Annotated in this window: 16 protein-coding genes; 15 read left to right on the top strand and 1 reads right to left on the bottom strand. The window is 33.7% G+C overall.

Going from position 1 to position 23,680, the window contains the following annotated elements; translation table 11 throughout:
* Positions 1-140 precede the first annotated feature (140 nt).
* The 4 genes from COO03_RS13210 (at position 141) to COO03_RS13190 (ending at position 5,435) form a co-directional block, all read left to right on the top strand.
* Positions 141-1,403, top strand: coding sequence for a M48 family metallopeptidase (locus COO03_RS13210; protein WP_141523217.1), 1,263 nt, complete (start codon positions 141-143; stop codon positions 1,401-1,403).
* Positions 1,404-1,546: 143 nt separating this feature from the next.
* Positions 1,547-3,274 carry a methyl-accepting chemotaxis protein gene (locus COO03_RS13205; protein WP_097897615.1) on the top strand — a complete coding sequence of 576 codons (1,728 nt, stop codon included), beginning with the start codon at positions 1,547-1,549 and terminating at the stop codon, positions 3,272-3,274.
* 459 nt (positions 3,275-3,733) lie between these two features.
* Complete coding sequence (locus COO03_RS13195) at positions 3,734-4,624, top strand: DMT family transporter (RefSeq protein ID WP_097897637.1); 891 nt, start codon at positions 3,734-3,736, stop codon at positions 4,622-4,624.
* A gap of 124 nt (positions 4,625-4,748) precedes the next feature.
* Complete coding sequence (locus COO03_RS13190; protein WP_097897613.1) at positions 4,749-5,435, top strand: S-layer homology domain-containing protein; 687 nt, start codon at positions 4,749-4,751, stop codon at positions 5,433-5,435.
* Between the two features lie 302 nt (positions 5,436-5,737).
* On the opposite strand, the gene COO03_RS13185 is transcribed toward COO03_RS13190, so the two are convergent.
* A complete protein-coding gene (locus COO03_RS13185) occupies positions 5,738-7,456 on the bottom strand; it encodes a methyl-accepting chemotaxis protein (protein ID WP_097897612.1) in 1,719 nt (572 codons plus the stop codon).
* Positions 7,457-8,645: 1,189 nt separating this feature from the next.
* Here COO03_RS13185 and COO03_RS13180 point away from each other — a divergent pair.
* From COO03_RS13180 to COO03_RS13125, 11 genes are all read left to right on the top strand, one after another.
* Positions 8,646-8,894 carry a CRISPR-associated protein Cas2 gene (locus tag COO03_RS13180; RefSeq protein WP_097897611.1) on the top strand — a complete coding sequence of 83 codons (249 nt, stop codon included), beginning with the start codon at positions 8,646-8,648 and terminating at the stop codon, positions 8,892-8,894.
* A 342-nt stretch (positions 8,895-9,236) separates the two neighbouring features.
* Positions 9,237-9,608, top strand: coding sequence for a hypothetical protein (locus COO03_RS13175; protein ID WP_230322488.1), 372 nt, complete (start codon positions 9,237-9,239; stop codon positions 9,606-9,608).
* A gap of 1,138 nt (positions 9,609-10,746) precedes the next feature.
* Positions 10,747-12,567, top strand: coding sequence for an acyltransferase family protein (locus COO03_RS13170; RefSeq protein WP_097897610.1), 1,821 nt, complete (start codon positions 10,747-10,749; stop codon positions 12,565-12,567).
* Positions 12,568-13,126: 559 nt separating this feature from the next.
* Positions 13,127-13,459, top strand: coding sequence for a hypothetical protein (locus tag COO03_RS13165; RefSeq protein ID WP_097897609.1), 333 nt, complete (start codon positions 13,127-13,129; stop codon positions 13,457-13,459).
* Between the two features lie 83 nt (positions 13,460-13,542).
* Positions 13,543-13,761 (top strand): hypothetical protein, encoded by a 219-nt coding sequence (locus tag COO03_RS13160; RefSeq protein WP_097897608.1) that lies wholly within the window; start codon positions 13,543-13,545, stop codon positions 13,759-13,761.
* Between the two features lie 267 nt (positions 13,762-14,028).
* A complete protein-coding gene (locus COO03_RS13155) occupies positions 14,029-14,313 on the top strand; it encodes a hypothetical protein (RefSeq protein WP_097897607.1) in 285 nt (94 codons plus the stop codon).
* Positions 14,314-15,100: 787 nt separating this feature from the next.
* Entirely contained in the window at positions 15,101-16,711 is a 1,611-nt protein-coding gene (gene dcuS, locus COO03_RS13150; protein ID WP_097897636.1) for a DcuS/MalK family sensor histidine kinase, read from the top strand.
* Positions 16,708-17,415 (top strand): response regulator, encoded by a 708-nt coding sequence (locus COO03_RS13145; RefSeq protein WP_097897606.1) that lies wholly within the window; start codon positions 16,708-16,710, stop codon positions 17,413-17,415. The genes dcuS and COO03_RS13145 overlap by 4 nt, the downstream gene beginning before the upstream one ends.
* A 679-nt stretch (positions 17,416-18,094) precedes the next feature.
* Complete coding sequence (locus tag COO03_RS13140) at positions 18,095-19,150, top strand: AEC family transporter (RefSeq protein ID WP_097897605.1); 1,056 nt, start codon at positions 18,095-18,097, stop codon at positions 19,148-19,150.
* 23 nt (positions 19,151-19,173) lie between these two features.
* Positions 19,174-20,172, top strand: a complete 999-nt coding sequence (locus tag COO03_RS13135; protein WP_097897604.1) for a 2-hydroxyacid dehydrogenase — start codon at positions 19,174-19,176, stop codon at positions 20,170-20,172.
* 675 nt (positions 20,173-20,847) lie between these two features.
* Positions 20,848-23,037 carry a M60 family metallopeptidase gene (locus COO03_RS13125; RefSeq protein ID WP_306620243.1) on the top strand — a complete coding sequence of 730 codons (2,190 nt, stop codon included), beginning with the start codon at positions 20,848-20,850 and terminating at the stop codon, positions 23,035-23,037.
* Positions 23,038-23,680 lie beyond the last annotated feature (643 nt).

Genomic DNA, 23,680 nt, shown 5'->3' with positions numbered 1-23,680 from the left:
AGTTTGTTTTATAAGAAAAATCAGAAAATTAACGAAAAGGGATTGGAAGTTCCATGACAATTCTCTGTATTAGCTTGTTCTATTTTAGAAAGTATGCACCTACAATAATAATAGACAGGCAGCATAGAGGAGGGAATACTGTGAAGAAAGTTATTGGTTGGTCGCTTTTTTTGTACGTTGGTTTTGCGTTCTTTATATATTGGTATTTATTTGGATGGAATCATGAGATCATTCCGGATATGTATAAAGGAACGAGTGCTGATCCGCAAACATTTATGAATGCGAAGGAGCTTACATTAAGTCAAAATTACTCGCAGGTGAAAAATTTACTCTTTTTTTTAGCAACGCCTCTTGAATGGCTTATTTTATTGTTTGTTCTTGTTTTAGGTGTATCAAAGCGTTTTGAAAAATGGTCAAAGGATACGACAAAAGTAAGGGTCTTGCAGATTGCGATTTATTTATTTTACTTATCACTACTTACAACAGCTCTTTCATTACCGATGCAGTGGATTGGACATAAAGTATCGATTGATTACGGGATTTCAACGCAGACAACACCGAGCTGGATAAAAGATCATGTCATTGATTTTTGGGTAAATTACGTAATCATGCTACTTATTGTTTCGGTTCTGTTATGGCTGATTCGAAAGTTTCCTAAGAGATGGTGGTTAGCTGGATGGGCGCTATCTGTACCGTTTACGATTTTTTTAACGTTCGTGCAGCCGGTTTTAATTGATCCGCTCTACCACGACTTCTCTACGCTGAAAAATAAAGAATTAGAAACGAAAATTTTAGCACTTGCAGATCAAGCGGATATTCCAGCTGAACATGTATATGAAGTAAATATGTCGAAAAAAACGAACGCGTTAAATGCGTATGTAACAGGAATTGGCCGTAATACTCGCATTGTAATGTGGGATACAACACTTCAACAATTAAAAGATAAAGAGATTTTATTTATAATGGCTCATGAAATAGGACATTATGTGATGAAACATATATATTGGGGCGTAGCAAGTTATATCGTTTTAACCTTTGTGGGCATGTATCTCATTAGTCGTATTATCAATATGTGTCTCAGGAAATGGGGAGATACATTACAAATATCCAAGTTAGCATGTTTCTCTATCATTCCTTTGTTTTTTCTCATTTCTTCTATATTATCTTTTGCGGTAAGTCCGGCATCAAACTATGTATCTCGTATAGAAGAACGTGCGGCTGATCAATATGCATTAAACATGACGAAAGATGGAAAGTCAGGTGTGAAAACATTTCAATATTTATCGAAAACAAGCTTAAGTCAAGTGAATCCACCTGCATTAGTAAAATTTTTCTTATATACGCATCCACCCATTTTTGAAAGAATTCATACGTTTGAAGAATATGAGAAACAACAAAAATAAGAAGCAGCAATTGCGCTGCTTCTTTATTTATGGTAATAAAAGTTTACTTCTGGTAATATTTATCATTGATTTTTATGCTGATTTTGTAAATAATAAACTATAAAATTTAAAAAATCTATATATAGAGAGATAGAGGTGAAGTTGTGGGATATTTAAAAAATTTAAAGGTGAAATATAAATTATTAACACTTATTTCCTTGGCTGTTTTAGGCTTAATCATGACGAGTTGGTTAGCTATCCATTCTATGAAACAAATAAAACATGATACAGAGGTTGTTGTGGATGACTATCAATATTCCGCTGTTTTATTGGAAAGTATGCTTCGTACACAAAATTCATTGGAATATAATTTGTTAGAATTCATAACGACTTCACCAGAGCAGAGTGAGAAAAGAAAAGAGAGTGTTACAAATATTGAAAAAGATCTTAAGAAATATGCATCTTTATTGAAAGAATATGATGATGGTTTCAATTTGAGTAAACAAGAAGATGAATTGTTTCAAAGAATGAAAAAGGTTTTACCAGATTATATGGATACATATAAAAATTTGTTTGGGAAAGCAAGAGTAACAAATGACTCTCAAATGATAAATGAATTTCAAAAAGAATTAAAGCCAAAGGGAGTCGAGCTAGCTGGTCATATGATAGATTTAGAGAAATATGTTTCTGATTTAGCTGATAAAGTATTTAATGACTCTAAAAAAATGATTGAACGCTCAATTACTACTTTTATTATAATTGTGGCAGCTAGCATCATTTTTATTTGTATATTAAGTTATATCATTAGTAGATTAATAGTCAGTCCTTTGCAAACTGTAAGTAGTATGATGGGAAGAGCAAAAGAGGGAGACTTAACTGTATACGGAGATTATAAAGCAAAAGATGAATTAGGTGTATTAGTAAAAGATTTTAATGAAATGATTGCGGGATTAAGGGGGAATATGCAAGAAGTTGAAAACAATATTCAACTTTTATCCCATCATGCAGATGAAGTAGTTTCTGCATCAGAAACATCAAATCATGCAGCTAAGCAAATTACAATCGATATTGAAGAGGTTGCAAATGGCGCTGACAGTCAAAAGAAAGCAACTGAACAAACTGCATGTGCGATGGAAGAATTGACGCATGAAATGCAAGGAATCGTTGATACATCTGCGTCAGTAAATGAGCTATCTGCTCACTCTGCATTAGACGCAGAGGCAGGAAACAAACTAATGAAACAAATGATTAAACAAATGGATACGATTCAAGGATCCGTGCAAATGGGTGTTAGACAAGTAGGGGATATGAAAGAGCAATCAGAGGAAATTGTGAAAATTATTGATGTCATGCAGGGGATTACATCGCAAATTAATTTACTAGCATTAAATGCTGCAATTGAGGCAGCTCGTGCGGGGGAAAGTGGAAGAGGATTTGCTATTGTTGCAGATGAAGTAAGAAAGTTAGCAGAGCAATCTAGTGATTCTGCAAAACAAATCGAACAACTTGTTGCTCAGGTAATGGAAGCAACGAATCATACAGTAGACATGATGGGGACAGTAGACCATGAGGTACAACAAGGAACAAAAGTAGTGATGCGTACGGAAGAAGTATTTGGGAAAATTACTGAAAAAGTTCAGCAAGTATCTGCTCAAATTCAAACTGTATCTATGTCTACGGACGAAATGGTTGCGAGCAGTGAGGAAATTTCTGCTTCTGCAGAAGAAATGGCACACATTGCACAAAGGTCATCTGATCGCACTGATGCGGTAAAAGAATCTATTCGTCAGCAGGAAGAGTCCATTCAAACGATTTCTGTTGCAATTGAACAACTTCACAGTATAGCAGGTGGATTGAAAAAGATTGTTTCTCAATTTACACTTCAAAAATAGGAGTATGAGTCAAACAATCTGTAAAAGAAGCGTAACGATGTGAAAAATACAATCATGTATAAAAGAGACATGTTAAGATGTGATAAACCTTTACATTTTAATATGTCTTTTATTCTATTTTTTTACAGATTATTGTTCATAATATATAATTGAATTTATTGTTTTTGGAATATTTAGTTTATAAAGATTGGATTTGTATATGAGAATACCTATATAAATTCATTTTAATGTTTCGACATCTACATTCCTGCTATGCAGAACAAAAAGTAACCGACACTCGTTTGCTCATTCTGTTTTTACTTCGCATGTGGCAGAAAAGGGCCCTGACCGCTTCTATGCATGGTCAGATGCTCTCTCCCACCGAAAAAGAGGGGGATATGTCGTTTTTTAAATTGATGTATATATAGCAAAATTCAAAGGAGGTTATATGCATTGTTTCCAAAGAATCAAACAAAATCGATGCCAGCTATAAAAATGATACTATCTATGTCTATTTTTGGCTCAATTGGATTTTTCTCGGTAAGAACCGGTTTGCCATCTTTCGAATTAGTATTTGTACGCTGCATTTGTGCCACGGTATTTTTAACTTTATGCTGGCTTGTAACAGGGCAGTTTAAAGAGGAAAAATGGAATCGAAAAGAAATATTGCAAATATTAGCTTGTGGTGTATTCCTCGTTTTTAACTGGGTCTTTTTATTTAAAGCTTTTGAAGTAATGTCCATAACGATTGCAATTTCTGTATATCATCTTGCGCCAATTCTTGTATTACTAATTGGCAGTGTAGTATTTAAAGAGAAACTAACAATATTATCTATTATTTCAATTGTCATTTGTTTTATTGGTACTGTTTTAGTAGCGGGAGTGGATGGAAGTATCTCTTTAGAGAAATTGATGTCGTCTGGGATGATTTGGGCGCTTCTTGCCGCATTGTTTTATGCATTTACGACTTTATTAGGGAAAGGAATTAAGCAGACCAGCGCGTATGCAATGACATTTTTGCAAACGTTTTTAGGAATATTTCTTTTATTGCCATTTGTAGACTTTGGGGAATTTCAAGGATTAACAGAAAGTAATTGGATTGCAATTACAGCAACAGGACTCATACATACAGGGTTTGTTTATTATTTATTTTTCGACAGTTTAAGAGATTTGCCAACAAGGCTTATTTCCGTATTAGTCTTTTTAGATCCAGGTGTAGCGATTCTACTGGACACAGTATTTACTGGATTCCGGCCGACTATAGTGCAGATTGTAGGGATTATTCTTATCTTCGCGGGAATGACGTTTACTTTTCGGAAATCAAAAACTGAAACGGTGCAATGGGAAGAAAAGATTCACTCTGAAGCGTGAGATGCAAACACATTGTAATGAATACACTTCAAAAAAATGTCATATGTAATGCGCAGAAATATATTGTTCCATTTTTGGTTTTTTTATACAATTAATATGTACATAAATTAAGGGGGAAAGGTGGATGAATGAAATGAAGAAACAGTTAGTAAAAGTGATTACTTCTCTTACTTTAATGGGCGGGGTATTTGTAGGTGCAAATAGCGTTTCTGCAAACACTAATGAGACTCCACCAGTTGGACCGGATATCATGCTTACATTTAATGATTTACCAAAAGATCATTGGGCATATGAGGAAATTACGTCTTTGGTTTACCATAGAATTATGTATGGTTATGGAAATGGAAAGTTTGGTGTAGGAGATAATGTAACACGTGAACAAGCAGCAGCGGTACTCTATCGTGCGCTTGGCCTGAAACAGCGCGCAGATTTAGAAAATCCATACGAAGACATCGATGGAAGTTCAACAATGTTTCCATACGAAATTTTACAATTAACAGATCTTGGTATTTTTAAAGGGGATGAAAATGGAAAATTCCGTCCAAAGGCACCGTTAACTCGTGCAGAAATGGCGCAAATTCTTACAAGAACATTTGAATTTGAAGTGAAACAAAAGCATACGTTTACGGATGTGCCGGAAGATTTTTGGGCAAAAGATGCAATTAGTGCTTTACAATCTAATAACGTTGTGGTAGGAACTGGTGACGGGAAGTATGAACCCCAAATGTTTGTAACTCGTGATCAGTATGCGAAGTTTTTATATAACGCAATATTAAGCTACTATTCACAAGATGAAGTAGCTAAGCAATAAATTCTATTATATATACATCAATTAAAAAGCTAACATAAAACCCCTCTTTTTGGGTGGGAGAGAGCATCTATTCATGCATAGAAGCGGTCAGATCCTTTTTCTGCCACATGCGAAGTAAGAACAGAAAAAGCAAACGAGTGTAGGTTGCCTTTTGTTGTGCATAGCAGGGATTTAGATGCCGAAAAATGAAAATGGATTTATATAGAATTATGATTTAGATTTGGTTAAGAGAAAAAAGCGCAAAATCATATTTGCGCTTTTTTTGTTCATAAAGTGAAATTACATTCATTGTTTCTTACTTTTTATTCTTTAATTTTAAATTGGGAAAGTAATCCTTCTAATTCTTCGATTTTTTTCTTTATTTGCATGGATTGATTTGTTATTTCTGTAATGGATGACGCTTGTGTTCGAATGGCTTGAACGGTTTGATTTGTATCTTTCGCTACTTTTGTAGAAGTTTCTGATACTACTGATAGGGAAGCGTTAATTTCTTCAGTTCCAGCAGACATTTCCTCTGTTGTAGCTGATACTTCTTGGATTTGGCGTGTTATTTTATGAATGTCTTTCATAATTGTTGAAAAGGCTTCGTCTGCCTCATTGGCAGCATTTCTTCCCTGCGTAGCTTCTTCGTGTCCTTTTTTCATAATTTGAACCGTATCTTTTGTATCTTGTTGGATGGATTTAATTAAATCATTAATTTCATTTGCGGATTGCTTGGATTGTTCAGCTAAATCTCTCACTTCAGCCGCAACAACTGCAAATCCTTTTCCGTTTTCTCCTGCACGTGCTGCTTCGATTGCAGCATTTAAAGCAAGCAAGTTTGTTTGTTCCGCAATATTCGTAATCGCGTCTAAAGCCTTATCTATATGTTGTGTACGCATAATAAGACGTTCTATCACTGTAGATGTTTCTTCAACAACTGCATGCACATTATTCATTTGCGTAATAGATTGTTTGATTACTTTACTTCCGTTATTTACACGATCTGTTGTAGCAACAGATACTTCAGCAACAGTTGCTGCTGATTCAGCTACTGTTTGAACGCCATTTGTTAGGTCACTCATTGCTGTTGAACTTTCCTGAATATTAGTAACTTGTCCTTCTATTTGTTTGTTTACTTCATTAATGGTTTGAACGGCTTCGTTAGATATTTTAGATGCTTGTGTTGTATTCTGTAACATATTATCGGTAGAGGAAGTAACTTCGTGTGTCGTTACTTGTATTTTCTCAATTAATTGCTGTAAATTATCTAACATGTGATTAAAAGAAGTAACGATCGCTCCTAATTCATCATTTGCTTGATAGGAAGTACGTATGACTAAATTTCCATCTGCTACTTGTTTTATATCATGCTCTAATAAATCAATCGGACGTTTAATCGCGATTTTAATAATATATCCAATACATATAATAACTGCAGTTGCAATAACGGAAATAATAATAAACATCAGTATTGTAGTATGTGCACTGCTTGTATTGTTTTTTTGTAATTGTTCTGCCTGATCACTATTATATTTCACAAGTTCTTGAATAGAATTAATTGCATTTCGCATAGCGGGCTCAGTGTTTTTTGAATAATAAGCATAAGCTTCTTCATTTTTATTATTTACTGCTAAACTTTGTGCTTCTTTCATTTGAGTTCTAAATTCTTGAAAGTTTTTTTTGAAATTCTCATATAATTGCTTTTCTTCTTGTGAGCTGATCTTAGACTCAAAGTTTTTTAATAACTCATCATTTTCTTTACGTAGTTCAGCTATATTATTTGATAATTCTTTGTTTCTTTTTTCATCGGTTGTAACCATAAGTTCCATAAAATTACTATTCCCGGCGTAGAAATTCGATTCTAGAGCTTCTATCCAAAAAATTGGAAGTAACCTTTCGTCATACATACTTGCAGAAGCTTCACCTGTTTTCTTTAAAGAGATAACCCCTATAATGGATAAGAGAATACATGCAATACTAGCTGTAATCACTAATGTATTCAACTTTGTACCAATCTTACTGTTTTTTAGAACTGACATTCAACCACACCCCTCTTAAATCTTCATATTACGTTATATATCTTATAATAAAATACGCCAAATAACGACATATTTTTTGAAAAATGTCGTTATTTGTTGTTTTTTGAAGAACTAAAATTAGTAAAGTTGTTAATTGAGAAGGAAAGAACTGTAAGATATTTTGGATGTGGTGATATCTCAGTAATCGATTAAGAAAATATTAGTTCATCTCGCATAAACGGGCAGTAAGATCCCCGCCTCAAAATTCAGCAAAAGCAAAGAAGCTAGGTGAGGGCTAATAATCAGTGGGGGATGAAGAAAACTCCTACTGATTAAAGTTTCACTTTATCAACTAGATAAATACAAATGGATCGCAACAATATAAAGTTCGCAATTCAAGAGGACGAACTTTATATAGTACAGCAAGTGAATAATATGTAAAATAGGTTTAAAAGCAAAAAGCCCCGGTACTCTACTAAATGCAGTAACAGGGCTTTTTGCTTTTGTTTAATAAGGCGACAATTTTCTAATCAAACATTTTAATTATACTTGTTATGACATTACGAATACAAAAGTTGGTCAAGTAACTGTTGTAACACAAAAATATTGAATTATAAAGATTTTATAATATAAATTCGTTACAATTTTAGTAACATTAAAAAATAATCGTTTTAAACACCCTATTTGTACTCTCTAATTTTGATGTTGTAAAGATATATAAATCCATTTTCATTTTTCGACATCTAAATCCTTGCTATGCAGAATAAAAAGTAACCTCCAATCGTTTGCTCGTTCTGTTTTTACTCCGCATGTGGCAGAAAAAAGCCCTGACCGTTTCTATGCATGAATAGATGCTCTCTCCCACCTAAAAAGAGGAATTTTAGGTCGTTTTTTTAATTGATGTATATATAGATTAATTAAATTGTTAAATAGTTAATGAAATTAAACTTATCGTTATTTCCTACTTATTTTATCAGATAAGTTTATTAAAAAATAGACTGGTTTTAAAATTCTTTTAATGTAAATATTTATACATAGGGATTAATGAAAATAAAATGAGAATTTAGTTTTTTTGAATATTTTGCTTGCTAACAATAGATGTTGTTATGGTTATTAAGATAGGTACAGCTTGCTAAATATTTAAAAAGTATTTTTTTGTCGTTTTATTGTCGAAATTTGTAGAATATTTTTATTGGAATGAGGTGTAATTATGAGTAATTTAAAAATGATTACTTACGTTTTAAAGAAGCCAGAAAGATATTATGAAGACTTTATTAAAGCGATCAAAGATTATGAAACATGTGCAAAAATCACAGAATTTACTTGGTTTGTTTCAACTTCTGATTCATGTATTAGAATTATGGATACTTTAAAAAAACACATAGATTTTAATGATCGTTTGTTTATAACTGAGATTTCTGGAGTTTCAGCTTGGCAAAATATTATCTGTAAAACTTAGATTTTAAAGGTGTATTGTTAATTTATAGTTATTCACAATAATGGACTGAATTATATTTTCATAATATGACCTGTTTTATCATTTTAACCGTGAAGCTCCCTTTCTCTAAACGAAGTGAAGGTGGGGGTAGTTCAATATTGATTCAGTCCTGTGAGCTTAAATAAAGTGAAACTTCCATCAGTGGAAGTTTCAGCAGCAGGTACTAACCAACTTTTAATTGATTAATAAAATGAAGATATTATGGACTCCCTTTCCATGATATGACCTCTTAGTAAGTCTTTTCATATAAATTTTAATACAAATATCACTCCTGTATTTGCAAACTCTTGGAGGTTTAATAAAATGAAACAAAAAAGCATAAATATAGCACTATCTCTCATACAATTATTTCTTTTAGTACTCAACCTATTTATATGTTCCTCAAACATGCGATTTTTACCTTGGTTTGTGGAAGATGCTTTTGGTTGGTTCGGACTCTTCGTTACTGTTCCTTTATTATTAGTTCTAGGTGTAATTATGACATATTTAAAGAAGAGAAAAGGTCACTCTATAACAACTGCAAGACAAAGCGTACCCTTTATTACAGCAATTTTTTTGATAGGTATCATGTTTTTATATATGACAGATGCAACTGTTATAGCATCTCTTATCTTTAATTTTGTAATGGTTATCATAACGATTTTATTTATATTAAAAGATATAAATAAAAATTAAGTATAGGTTCAGAAGAATGTCAATTAGACAAGACTAGTTAAATATGAGGATTAGTGTATAATTTAAGGGATTTTATCTTTTATAATTAAGTAATTGGTAAAGTTAAGGGGCTGAGCTGTATGATAAAGTTTAGCTCCTTTTATGGTTCTGATGCAAAAAATACAAGATCAGTGTAACGAGTTGGTTATAACAGCTGAGATAATATGATGTTAATCCGTGAAAAAAATGTCGAATTTATGTGAATTTTGTTGTTTTATTTTATTTTTAGTGATAAACTTGTCATTACAAAGAAAGAGTGAACACACATCCCTTAGCGATTGTAGTTTTCTGAAAATTTGTTTAGTTCGAACAGTTTTATTTGATTGACATGTTTGTGCATTTTCTATCTCCACTCTTTCTTTGTTTGACCCCACAGAAAAAATAGACTTGTCATGATTCAAGTCTTTTTTTCTGTGAAAGTTGATATAATTGTCATTCTGGTGAAAAAAATCTATAAAACTTGAAGCGTTAAAGCTTTACGTGTATAAATATAAAAGAAGCATAATTACTAAAGCACCTCGCCATGGATGGGGGTGCTTTTCCTTTTCTGTAAAATACAAGAAGTTATTTTAATGCACGATATTCACCTATATAAATTCAAATTGAAAACCCGACATAACCCCTTTCTTTTTGGGGGGAAAGAGGATCCGCCGATGCATAGAAGCGGTTAGATCCTCTTCCTATTCCATGCCAAGTGAAAACAAAAAGGGAAAAAGAGTGCAGGTCACTTTTTGTTCTTCATAGCCGCGACTTATATGCTGGAAAATTAAAATGGATATATATACAATTCGTTGCTGCCGTGCCTATTATAAAAGGATGAAAAGACAAAAGGTATGAACTTGAAGATGAGCATTTTTCAGCAGATTTTTGGTATGATAGCTGTATGTAATATCGTAGGAGAAATTGATTTATAGAGAAGTTACAATTGAAGATGAAAAATTACGAAAGCAAGTAAAAGAAGTAGAAGAATCTTATCAAAATTGTTATGAAACTAAAAAAAGAATGAAAACGACATGAAATCATTGATGATTGAAAAAGAACTTTATAGGAGAAGTAAAAGCAACAAAAACATCTAAGAGAAATATAGGGAGGATTGTGAATGCCCACACCATTAAATAAAAATAATCGTTATATGGTCGGATTAGATAGTTTAAGAGGCCTAGCTATACTAGGTGTTATGTTGTACCATATCAATTTTAAGTGGATGCCTGGAGGATTCTTAGGCGTTACTGTATTTTTTGTGCTTTCTGGTTATTTAATAACTGATATTCTTGCTATTGAGTGGAAGAAAAATAAGAGAATTGATTTGAAGAATTTCTGGTTGCGTAGGATAAGAAGGTTGATTCCAGGAATGATTGTCATGCTCATTATCGTTTTGGCATGGGTTACGATTTTTCATAGTTCTTTACTGGGGAAAATGCGGGAAGATTCGTTAGCAGCTGTATTCTATTTCAGTAACTGGTGGTATATTTTTCACAAAGTATCCTACTTTGATAACTTCGGCCAACTTTCTCCTTTGAATCATTTTTGGTCGTTAGCTGTTGAGGAGCAATTTTATGTGGTCTGGCCATTTATCATTAGTTTAGGATTTTACTACATAAAGAAACAATCACGTCTGGCACTATTTATTTTTCTAGGAGCTATTGCTTCAGCTATCGCAATGGCAATGATATATGAGCCAGGTGTTGATCCAAGTAGGGTTTATTATGGTACCGATACAAGGGCGTTTTCCTTATTGATTGGTGCAGCACTCGCTTTAATTTGGCCGAGCAGTAGGCTTGCTAATAAAATTATTGCACCAGCACGTCTCGTTCTTGATGTAATTGGAGGAATTGCTCTTATTGTTATTCTCGTTATGTTTTGGAAAACGAATCAATATGATCCATTCCTTTATCGAGGGGGAATGTTCCTTTTATCGATTGCTACTGCTGTATTAGTAGCCAACCTTGCTCATCCAGCTAGCCGAATTGCTGTATTTTTGAGGTTTAAACCTTTACGTTGGATGGGTGTCCGCTCCTATGGGATATATCTTTGGCATTATCCGATTATCACATTGACGAGTCCGCAAGTTAGTACGGGAGAATTTCAAGTCACTAGGGCTATTTTTCAATTCTTTTTAATCCTGTTTGTGGCGCAACTTTCATGGAAGTTTATTGAAAACCCAATTCGTCAAGGTGCGTTGAAGAATATTCATTTACAGAAATTGAGAATAAGAAACTTAAAGTTCAGTAGTAAGCTAGCTTTAACATGTGCATTATTGCTTTTCTCAACAGCTAGCTTTGGTTTAGCTACAGCTGGTAAAGCAAAAGAGAATCCTAAGGAAAATAGGATAGAAGCGGTGCAAACGGAACAAAAAGAACAGGCTAAACAGCCAAGTATAGTTAAAGAGGAGCATGCTGATAAACCATCTGAAAATAAAGAGGAAAAAGAAGCAGCTTCGGCACAAACGGAACAATCTCCAACCATTACAGCCATTGGCGACTCAATTATGATTGATGTCTCTCCATATTTGAAAAATGCTTTCCCTAATGTCAATATTGACGCGAAGATTGGAAGGCAGATGTCTCAAGCGTTTGATACGGTAGAGAGAATGAAAAAAGAGGGTACTTTGGGGGATTATGTTATTATTGGATTGGGTACAAATGGAGCATTTACTACTGAACAAATAGAATCATTGATTCAGTTAATAGGTAATAAACATAAAGTTATATTGGTTAATACTAGAGTGCCGCGTCCATGGGAATCGGTGGTTAATGAAAAATTAAAAGAAGTAGCATCGAAATTCTCTAATATTACACTAGTTGATTGGCATTCAGCAAGTGCTGGGAAACAAGCGTATTTTGAACCAGATGGAGTCCATTTGACGAAAGAAGGGGCAGAGGCATACACTTCACTTATAGTAAAGCATATTAAAAAGTAATTCGTCTTACTTCCGTTAAATGAGCTATTGTTTTTTACTGGTGTTATTTCAATATTGTTTTTAGCTATCGCTGCAATACACAAAAAAAGTAAACGTACTTAATTCATAAAATGAAAAAGCCAATTTCCTGTAAGGTAAGGAAATTGGCTTTTTCTGTGAAACCTTGCTGAATATATGAAACTTTCAAGTGCATAACAGCTAGGAAGTTCTTTGGATACTCATAGGGGCAATGAAGTGTTTATATAAATCCATTTTCATGTTTCGACATTTAAATCCCTGCTATGCAGAATAAATAACCTCCACTCGTTTGCTCATTCTGTTTTTACTTCGCATGAGGCAGAAAAAGGCTCTGCCCGCTTCTATGCATGGCCAGATGCTCTCGCCCACCTAAAAAGAGGAGTTGTATGTCAGTTTTTTAATTGATGCATATATATTTATTGTTTTTTTAGCAAGAAATCTTTCCATTTTTCTTTATAGATGATACAAGTCTAATCAATTATTTCATTACTTTCATAGAATATAACGCAAGAGTATAAAGCAAGGAAAAGGAGTTGTTAAAATGTTCTTTGGGCGAAGAGGTAATGGATTCCGGAGAGATTGCGATTTCGATAATTTCCGAAGAGATTGTGACTTTGATGATTGTCGAAGAAGAGAAAGACGTAGAGAATTTGAAGATGATTTTGAATGTGAAGAAAGGTTTGAGCCTAGACGTCGTGGAAGATTAGATGGTTTAAGAGAAGGCGATAAAATCCAAGTGTTTTCTGGTGGCGATCGGATCGATGGAACAGGCGTATTTATTAATGTAGAAGATGGATTTCTTGTTTGGGTTGATAATCATGCAAATATTAATATCACAAGCCTAGACGTTATTAGTGTTCGCAGAATTTCTTAAATGAATAAAAAGATTAAAGGTAAGAAGAGAGAACGCTTATCTTAGTTTACGTATTTATATATTTATTTAAAAGGAGGATAATCATGGGAAGTCAAAGAGAATGTGAAGACAATAGAGGTCGTAGAAGATTAGACGGTTTAAGAGAAGGCGATAAAATTGAAGTGTTTTCTGGTGGCGATCAAATCGATGGAGTAGGTGTTTTTATTCGCGTAGAAGATGGATTTCTTATTTGGGTTGATAATCGTGCAAATATTAATGTCACAAGTCTAGATGTTATTAGTGTTCGAAGAGTTCTTTGCTAATGTTATAGCATAGAAAAATAAAAAGAGGACAGTATGTTGACTGTCCTTTTTTGCTGTTCATATTTATAGGGTGGGGTTATGTTTCGGATGATTTTCATCCTACGAATAGTGTATGCAAATAATGAAAAAAAGCTTGTACGATTATTAAAATAATTTATAAATTTAATGGATTAGGCATTTGATAGAGGGGAATAGCCTAATCAATTAATTTATTCATTTCATAAGCTATCGTGTAAATAAATTTTTAGAAAAAAGGGGTTATGTGAAATGTTTAATGGGCGTAGATGTGAGTGTGATGAGTGTATGAGACACAGAAGAAGAAGAAGAGAAGTTAAAGAAGTGAAGGAAGTTAGAGAAGTACCCACAATGAGACCGACAGTATTAGATGGTTTAAGAGAAGGCGATAAAATTAGGGTCTTTTCTGGTGGCGATCAAATCGATGGAGTAGGTGTTTTTATTCGCGTAGAAGACGGATTTCTTATTTGGGTAGATCATCATGCAGATATTAATATCACAAGTTTAAATGTTATTAGTGTTCAAAGAATTTGTTAATCAGTATACAGTTAAGCCTGTTAATTTTATTGATTAATGGGCTTAGCTATTATTTTTATGTGAGAACATGTATTGTAAGGACTTAACTATATAAGTACAAATTGAAAAATCGACATAAAACCTTTCTTTTTAGGTGGGCAAGAGCATCTGGCTATGCATAGAAGCGGTCAGGGCCTTTTTATGCCCCGTGCCAAGTGAAAACAAAGAGAGAAAATAAGTAGCGGTCACTTTTTGTTCTTCATAGCAGTGACTTATATGCTGGAAAATCAAAATGAATATATATAAGTTGTGTCCATATGACTATACTAACTCCACTCAATGGAGTGATTTCAGATCATACGAAAGTATATAGGAATGAATAAAGAGGAAAAAGATATATAAAGCATATTTTTAAAAATGAATTTTCGATATATTGTCACATGAATTTGAAAGCATTATGACATTTTCAAAAAAGAAAAACGAATAATATGTTACTAAATTATCATGTGATTATATATACATCAATTAAAAAAACGACATGAAATCCCCTCTTTTCAGGTGGGAGAGGGCATCAGGCCATGCATAGAAGCGGTCAGTACCTGTTTTTGCCACATGCGAAGTAAGAACAGAACGAGCAAACGAGTGTAGGTTACTTTTAATTCTGCATAGCAGGGAGTTAGATGTCGAAAAATTAAAATGGATTGATATAGCACCAGCCCTTTTTTGTATTATGTTTGAATGAGGGCGTAGGAACGTACATAACTTGCAGGTATAACCGAAAGGAAAAATGATGAAGTTCTTAAGAATGATACCTAAGAATAAACGATATTTTAGTTTGCATTCAACAATTTCCATTTTAGTATGTGTTGTCGTAATCATTGCTTTATTAGTTACAGATGTATTGATAAGTAAGAACATTGCTGAAAAAAAAGAAGAAGCGTTGACAGAAAAAGTGACAGATATAGCTCGTACAGTTGCACGTTCAAATGTCGTGATAGATGCTTTGAGTGGGACTGGGGATGAAAAAGAAATTCAAAGTTACTCTAATCAAATAAAGAATGTAACAAATGTCAGTTTTGTGGTCGTATTAGATATGAATTTAATTCGAAAATCACATCCAAATCCACAGGAAATTGGGTCTCCATTTTTAGATAAAAAGGATGCTGAACCATCACTTCAAGGAAAGGAATATATTTCAGTTGCAAAGGGAGTACTTGGAGATGGGATGCGTGTATTTACTCCTGTAATGAATAAAGATGGTGTGCAAATAGGTGTTGTAACGGTAGGAATATTACTTGATGAAGTGCAGGATGCTGTTGATAAGAGTCAGTCGATGATTTATGTAGGAACTGTTATTGGATTATTGATTGGAGTTGTTGGTGCCTTAGTATTAGCTAGGCATATTAAGAAAATATTATTTGGTCTTGAGCCTTCTGAGATTGCGATGGTTTTAGAAGAGCGAAATGCAATGCTACATTCGTTGAAAGAGGGGGTTTTGGCAGTTGATCGTACGGGGAAAATAACCCTCGTTAATACCGCAGCAATTCGCCTTTTACAATTAGGGGATACTGCAGATCATTTAATTGGAAAAGATGCTGATGGGTATATGGAAGTTTTTCAAGAAGTATTACATACCGGCAATCCAGAGTTCAATAGAGAGCAACATTTTAATGGTGTTTTAGTTCTTATTAATTGTGCTCCAGTTCGAGTTGATGATGAGATTGTTGGTGCAATTGCTACGTTTCGTGATAAAACCGAAGTGAAAAAACTTGCAGAGCAACTTACAGGTGTTCAGTTATATACAGACGCTTTACGTGCACAATCACATGAATTTATGAATAAGCTCCATGTTATTTTAGGAATGGTTCATATGGAATACTATGACAAGTTAGGAGAGTATGTTCAACAAATTGTTCATCAGCATAAAAAAGAGATAGGGTTTATTATGAAACGAATTAAAAGCTCTGTATTTGCAGGGTTTTTATTAGGGAAGTATAGTGATGCAAGAGAAGACGGGGTAGAGTTAATTATTAACAATGATAGTTATTTGCCCGAAGCAGCTCATTCAGATGTCATCCACGATCTCGTTAGAATAATAGGAAATATTATTAATAATGCGATTGAAGCAATGCATGGATGCAAAGAGAAAAAAATAATGGTATCCATTGATTATGATTTTGAAGAGAAGCTTTTATATATAGAAGTAAAAGATACAGGAAGAGGCATTGAAAGGGACATACGAGAAAAAATTTTTACAAAAGGTTTTTCAACAAAAGGTGAAAATAGAGGCCTAGGTTTGTTTTTTGTCCAACAAAGTTTAAGGAAATTGCATGGAGATTTACAGCTTCGTACCGTTGTTGGAAAAGGGACAACGTTTCGTATGAAGTTACCCTATGAAGTTAAGGATGAAAATGAATGATTAAAGTACTTATTGTAGAAGACGATCCAATGGTTGCAGAATTTAATAAGCGTTATTTAAATCAGCTTGAGGGATTTCAACTAATAGCAGTCGCTTCTTCTGTAAAAGATGCGATAAAGGTTCTAGATACAACGGTTATTGATTTGATTTTATTAGATATATATATGCCAGAACAAACTGGTTTTGAATTACTAACACACATCCGAAATGTTGAAAAAAGTGTTGACGTTATTTTAATTACAGCAGCAAGGGATATGTATAGTGTAAAAAAAGCGATGCAATATGGTGCGATTGATTATTTAATTAAACCTTTTGAATTTGAACGGTTTAATGAAGCGTTGTCAGCATATCGAGAAAAGGCGACGTTTATGGATGCGCAGCAAATAGTCAGCCAAGAAGAAATAGATAAAATGTTCTTAGCTAAAGATCAAGGTGTGGGCTCAGCAGAATTACCAAAAGGTTTAACGAAAAAAACATTGGTAGTAGTATGGAAAAGTATTATGTCCATGGAAGGAAGAGCATTTTCTACAGAAGAATTAGCCTCTCAAATAGGGATTTCTCGTGTTTCCATTCGAAAATATTTAAATTTTATGGAAGACATAGGCATATTAGAAGTGGAAGTTGGGTATGGGGTTGTTGGAAGACCTATTACAAAATATCAATGTACGGAAGAAAATAGCGATGTGATAAAACGGTACTTATGAGTTCTTCATAAGTACTGTTTTTTGCTTTAAGTAAGATAGGAAAAGTAATCAATCATATATATCAATTAAAAAACCGATATAAAGCCCCTCTTTTTAGATGGGAGAGAGCATCAGGCCATGCATAGAAGCGGTCAGTACCTGTTTTTGCCACATGCGAAGTAAGAACAGAACGAGCAAACGAGTGTAGGTTACTTTTAATTCTGCATAGCAGGGAGTTAGATGCCAAAAAATTAAAATGGATTTATATGTATAACCCCCTCTTTTAGGTGGGAGAGAGCATCAGGCCATGCATAGAGGCGGTCAGTGCCTGTTTCTGCCACATGCGAAGTAAAAACAGAAAGAGCAAATGAGTGTAGGTTACTTTGTATGCTGCATAGCAAGGATTTAGATGTCGAAACATTAAAATGGATTTATATAGAAGTTATGTTCTAGAGAGAAATGTCTAAATTGTGGATAAAGAAAGTTTTGAAAGTGATATTTTAATAGTTTATGCAACATTTCACTTACATTATTAACATAATACTTTTAAAAATAACGCAATGTATTCAAATAGTGATAGTAGATTTATCATAAAGTTGTAATTCAACAACGCAAATTAATGTGAAACACTTCACATTAAGAGATGAATATTTTTTTAAAACAAAATGTGAACTATTTCACAAAAAAGGAGGCTTTTAAAATGGATATCGGTCAAATACTTATCAAGACTCTAACCGATAAAAACATTATTAGCGCAATTAGTTCATCGGTCTTTATTATTTTATTGGGTTTTTACATGCGCAAAAAAAATATTTTAAATGCTCAGGCAGCAAAGGTATTAAGTGGCGTTATTCTTTCAGCTGCACTTCCAGCTTTAGCATTTACAGCATTCATGCAAAATATCAATACGAATTCATTAAAACAAGGGGCTAACTTACTAATTTGGGGTATAGTCATTTACATTATATTAATCGTTGTAACAAAGCCATTGTTTATGAAATACAAAGGCGATAAACAAGATGTTTTACGCGTATTAACAATCTTCGGTTCAACTACATTCTTTGGTATTCCAATTATCGGCGTCGTTTATGGCCCAGAAGGAGTTATGTATGCATCCATTTTTAACATCGGATACCGCATTTTCCTTTATTCTTACGGATATATCAAAATGTCAGGTTTAAAGATGGAGAAAAAGAATATTAAAACAATGTTCTTAAATCCAATTGTTATCGCAACATTTGCAGGTTTATTCATTTGGGTATGCCAAACATACTTACCACAAGTAGCAGTTACAGTGAATGGTAAAGTTTCTCATTTCGCCTTTTTACGAATCGATCAAACAGCTCCATGGTTATTCAAGCCAATGGATTACTTAGCTAAATTAGCTTCACCGCTTGCATGGATTTCCATCGGTGCAACATTAGCTGAAATTTCATTAAAAGATGCAATCAAAACAAAAGATGCTTGGTACTATAGCTTAAACAAAATCATTATTGTTCCAGTAATTAACATTGCTTTACTTATGATCTTAAATGCAACAGGTATTCTTCCAATTTCACAAGTTGCAGTAGCTACAGTTGTTATTATGATGGCTACACCAACAGCAACAGTTGCAGCAGCATATGCGATTAGCTTTGATAAAGAAGCGATTTTAACATCTAACTGTTCTCTTCTTTCCACTATTCTAGGTGTTGTTGCAATGCCATTATGGATTGTAATACTTGAAGTTATTAAAAGTTTTCATATTTTCTCTTAATACTATATCGGAGGTAGATGAAGATGAAAGCAAATTTAGTATGTTATGGTGTACGCGATGTAGAAATAGCCTTTTTTGAGAAGCTAAATAAACACGATTATAATTTAACTCTAGTAACAGATTTAATGAATGATGAAAATGTAAATACAGCAAAACATGCAGATGCTGTCATGATTCGTGGTAACTGCAAGGCGAATAGAAAAAATATTGAGAAATTAGCTAGTTTTGGTGTGAAATATTTATTAACAAGAACAGTAGGATTCAATCATATTGACTTAGAAGCTGCAAAAGAGGTCGGAATAAAAGTTGCACGTGTACCTGCTTATTCTCCAAATGCTATTTCAGAGCTTGCAGTAACGCTTGGTATGATGTTATTAAGAAATACAGCATACACTGCAAACAAAACAAAAGAAAAAGACTTTACAGTAGACGCAGTGATGTTCAGTAAAGAAATTCGTAACTGTACAGTTGGTATTCTTGGAACTGGAAAAATTGGTTTAACAACTGCAAAACTGTTCAAAGGTTTAGGGGCAAGAGTCGTTGCATTTGATGTGTTTGAAAGTGAATCAGCAAAAGAAGTCGTTGAATTTTTACCTTTAGACGAAGTGCTGGCAAGTTCTGATCTAGTTTCTGTACATGTTCCTTATATTAAAGGACAAAACTATAAAATGATTAACGAAGAATTTTTAGGGAAAATGAAAAACGAAGCGATTTTAATTAATACTTCTAGAGGTGAACTTCAAGACAATGAAGCAATCTTAAAAGCGATTGAAGAAAATACAATTGCAGGATTTGGTACAGACGTATTTGAGGGTGAATCTACATTCTTCTTCAAAAACTTAAAAAATAAATCTTTACCATCTGAAACAATTGAAAAGTTAATGAGTTATTTCCCAAGGGTTCTTGTAACTCCTCATATCGGTTCCTATACTGATGAAGCTTTAACAAACATGGTTGAAATTTCTTATGAAAACTTATATAGTTTCTTAACTGATGGTGTTTGTCAAAACGAAGTTGCTTAATCATAGAGAAAATTATATAAGTACAAATTGAAAAATCGACATAAAACCTTTCTTTTTAGGTGGGAGAGAGAATCCGGCTATGCATAGAAGCGGTCAGATCCTTTTCCTGCCCCATGCCAAGTGAAAACAAAGAGAGAAAATAAGTAGCGATCACCTTTTGTTTTTCATAGCCGTGACTTATATGTTGGAAAGTCAAAATGGATATATATATGGTAATAAGACAATCCTTTTCTTTCCTTTTTCGAAAAACCCGAAGTTTGTAACCAAACTTCGGGTTTTTGACGTATAGCAAACTACAGGAATGATTCAGCTCATTTTTTCACTTTAATAATTGCCAATTTTTTTAGTTAATAGACGCGTACATAGATTGCTATTTTAGTAAGTCGACAAAAAAGTATTTTTTGTCGAAAAATAGCTAAAATTGTATAATTTTGATTGCTATACTATATGTTCGATGTTAAATTCGTAGTAATAAGAAAGAATGATGGGTTCGTTTCCCCATCCTACCTTACATAATTATGTATCTCTTAGCTATTATTTATCATGATCTAGGATGAGGATTTCTTTCTTCGGGTAGGTGTTATATTTATCAAACTATAGAAAGGTTTGTGATATAGAGTGAAACAAAATAGCCAAAAAAGAAATAAGGAGAGAGCAATCAAAGCGTTTATAGCTGTGAATGTACTTGCTTTTCCATTTGTAGGGGGGACGACGGGAATAACAAAGGTTTCAGCTGAAACTCAAGAACAAACTGTAGGAAAACAAGTATCCACCGAACGTATTTTTCATGTGATGGGTAAAGGAAATGTAGACCAAATCCGAGATATGGATAGGCGCCAATTTAGATTTAGTCCATATGAACCAACCGGATTATATGCAAGCCCGAATGAAAAAATAACAATTCAAGTAGACGGTACACAGAATATTCAAGCTTATATAGGAACATTCTCCTATGATGGCGCATGGAATGAGGATTCGTTAGTAAAGTCGTTTACTTTAAAACCAGGAGAAAACACAATTGAATCTCCAAATGGTGGAATGATTTATTTCTATAATCCAAGTCAAGGCGGTGCAGTACAAGCTGAAATAAAAACAGGGGGAGCGCCTACGCCTTTTTTTGAATTAGGCAAACATACGAAACAAGATTTAATCAACATGCTAGATGCATATCCTAACGCCCATGCGGTAGAATTAAAAGGGGAACGCTCACTAATAACCGCAAGTCCTGTAAGAGTGAAAAAATATTTAATAGATTCTAATACCGATCCTGTAGAACTTTTAAAAAAAATAGATGAATCTATTAGAATTGAAGATCGAGTTTCTGGTTTATCTGAAGCAGAAGCAGACAAGCATTACGTTCATTTTGTAGAGGATAATCATTCGAATTATTATATGTATTCATATAATAGTAGAACTGCTTATGTAGGAGATTCGATTCAAAATGTATTAGATATCAATAAGTTTACAAAAGATGGATGGGGACCTTGGCATGAAATGGGTCATCAAAGACAACAAACTCCTTGGCTATGGGATGGATTAGGAGAAGTTACTACAAACATCTATAGTATGTCTGTGCAACGAGCTTTTGGAAATAAATCAAGATTAGAGAATGGAACATATGAAAAAGCATTCAACTATTTAAATAAGCCTCAGTCAGAAAAAGACTATAATAAAATCGATGATGTTTTTGTAAAATTAGCAATGTTTTGGCAATTAAACTTAGCCTTTGGAGAGGAATTTTACCCTAAATTACATCAAGCGTACCGCTCATTATCTAAAGAAGAGCTTCCTAAAACGAGTGACGAGAAAATCCAAGCTTTTATTTACAATACATCTAAGGTAGCAAAACAAAATCTATTGCCATTCTTTGATAAATGGGGACTTATAGCCACACCGGAAACAAGAAAAAAAGTAGAAGCTTTAAATTATCCGATTTTAGTCGCGCCTATTTGGGAATCAACAGACTCTAAACCTGTTAAAGCGAATGTCCTCAAGTTAGGCGGCCGAGTATGGGAAGATAGTAACCAAAATGGTATTCACGATCAAAGCGAAAAAGGAATGGAAGGCGTTCGTGTTCAACTGTTAGATAAAGATGGGAATGTATTAAAAGAAGTAAAAACAGATAAAGAAGGCCACTACTTGTTTGATGGGTTAATAGAAAACACATATCGTGTACAAGTAGAGAAACCATCTGGTTATGTCTTCGCACCAAAACAAAGTGGACAAGATGTAACGATTGACTCTAGTGTAAGTGAGACTGGAGTAACAGATGCTATTACTCTTTTACATGATGATTTAACACTCGATGCGGGAGTAAATAGAAATACATTCAAGGATGTCCCAGAAGGACACTGGGCATTTAACGCGATTTATGATTTAGCGAATAAAGGAATTGTTGCAGGTTATGGAGATGGAATATTTGGTATGGGAGACAATGTAACACGTGAACAAGTAGCTGCATTAATTTACCGTACTTTGCATATAGAAAAACAAGATAAATATGAAAATCTATATGGAGATATCGATAAAAATTCAACAATGTTTCCTGAGGAAATATTAGCTTTAACGAAGCTAGGGATTTTCCAAGGCGATGATCAAGGGAACTTTAGACCGAAAGCTACATTAACACGTGCAGAAATGGCACAAGTTATTACGAGAGCTTTTAAACTAGATGTGAAGGCTCCACATAATTTCAGTGATGTCCCGGCGAATTCATGGGCAAAAAATGCGATTAGTGCCGTACAATCGAATAAGATTGCAGCAGGAGTTGGAGAAGGAAAATTCGCTCCAAATATGAAAGTAACGCGTGAACAGTACGCACAGTTTTTATATAATGCAAGTTTGAATGAACGATCTCACCAATAAAAAGAAAATAAAGTTGAGCGGTCTATTATATCATCATTATAGGGGAGTATTACTACCTGTAAAAGCCTAATTGGTGAGGACTAATAATCAGTGAGGGGAGAAAACCCCTACTGATTAAAGTTTCACCGTATGCAATTTTACATATTAATTGATACTCAGTTATTTTTTATTATATATTGTAATTGTCTTTTTTTCTTTTAATTATTTGTTGCAATACTTGTGTGCTCCAGTTATGGGGCCTTTTTTTATAAGTGTCACTTTACCCATAAGTTGACCGCATTTGGAAGCATTAGTTGACCAGAAAACACTTATTTTTATAGGCGATTATCTAATTATCTAACGGAATTGGAAGCATAAATTGGCCTTGAGTTAATAACCCATAAGCTGGCCGTTAATTTATGCGGAATTTTATACATATGGAGTAAAGGAAATAAAGACAATAATTGCTTTTAACCACTGATATAATGGGATGGATAAGAAACTGCATACGTAGGTGAAGAGGATGTTTCACAGAATGTTGATAAGCCGGGGATTGTTGGTGAGGAGAACTTCTGATAATGAGACGTTATGTTAACCGAGCATGTATAGGATATACAAACAAATACCCCCAACAAATTACCTCTTCCGAATGGTATAATTAGGA

Origin of the sequence: Bacillus sp. AFS098217, from assembly GCF_002551815.1 — a bacterium.
GTDB lineage: Bacteria > Bacillota > Bacilli > Bacillales > Bacillaceae_G > Bacillus_A.
This window is presented reverse-complemented; position numbering and strand designations above follow the sequence as displayed.

Excerpts from the sequence above, each read along its gene's own strand:
- COO03_RS13185 (WP_097897612.1), bottom strand. The coding sequence starts at position 7,456 with ATGTCAGTTCTAAAAAACAGTAAGATTGGTACAAAGTTGAATACATTA.
- COO03_RS13190 (WP_097897613.1), top strand. The coding sequence starts at position 4,749 with ATGAATGAAATGAAGAAACAGTTAGTAAAAGTGATTACTTCTCTTACT.
- COO03_RS13155 (WP_097897607.1), top strand. The coding sequence starts at position 14,029 with ATGTTTAATGGGCGTAGATGTGAGTGTGATGAGTGTATGAGACACAGA.
- COO03_RS13175 (WP_230322488.1), top strand. The coding sequence starts at position 9,237 with ATGAAACAAAAAAGCATAAATATAGCACTATCTCTCATACAATTATTT.
- COO03_RS13140 (WP_097897605.1), top strand. The coding sequence starts at position 18,095 with ATGGATATCGGTCAAATACTTATCAAGACTCTAACCGATAAAAACATT.
- COO03_RS13135 (WP_097897604.1), top strand. The coding sequence starts at position 19,174 with ATGAAAGCAAATTTAGTATGTTATGGTGTACGCGATGTAGAAATAGCC.
- COO03_RS13180 (WP_097897611.1), top strand. The coding sequence starts at position 8,646 with ATGAGTAATTTAAAAATGATTACTTACGTTTTAAAGAAGCCAGAAAGA.
- COO03_RS13170 (WP_097897610.1), top strand. The coding sequence starts at position 10,747 with ATGCCCACACCATTAAATAAAAATAATCGTTATATGGTCGGATTAGAT.
- COO03_RS13145 (WP_097897606.1), top strand. The coding sequence starts at position 16,708 with ATGATTAAAGTACTTATTGTAGAAGACGATCCAATGGTTGCAGAATTT.
- COO03_RS13160 (WP_097897608.1), top strand. The coding sequence starts at position 13,543 with ATGGGAAGTCAAAGAGAATGTGAAGACAATAGAGGTCGTAGAAGATTA.
- COO03_RS13165 (WP_097897609.1), top strand. The coding sequence starts at position 13,127 with ATGTTCTTTGGGCGAAGAGGTAATGGATTCCGGAGAGATTGCGATTTC.
- COO03_RS13195 (WP_097897637.1), top strand. The coding sequence starts at position 3,734 with ATGCCAGCTATAAAAATGATACTATCTATGTCTATTTTTGGCTCAATT.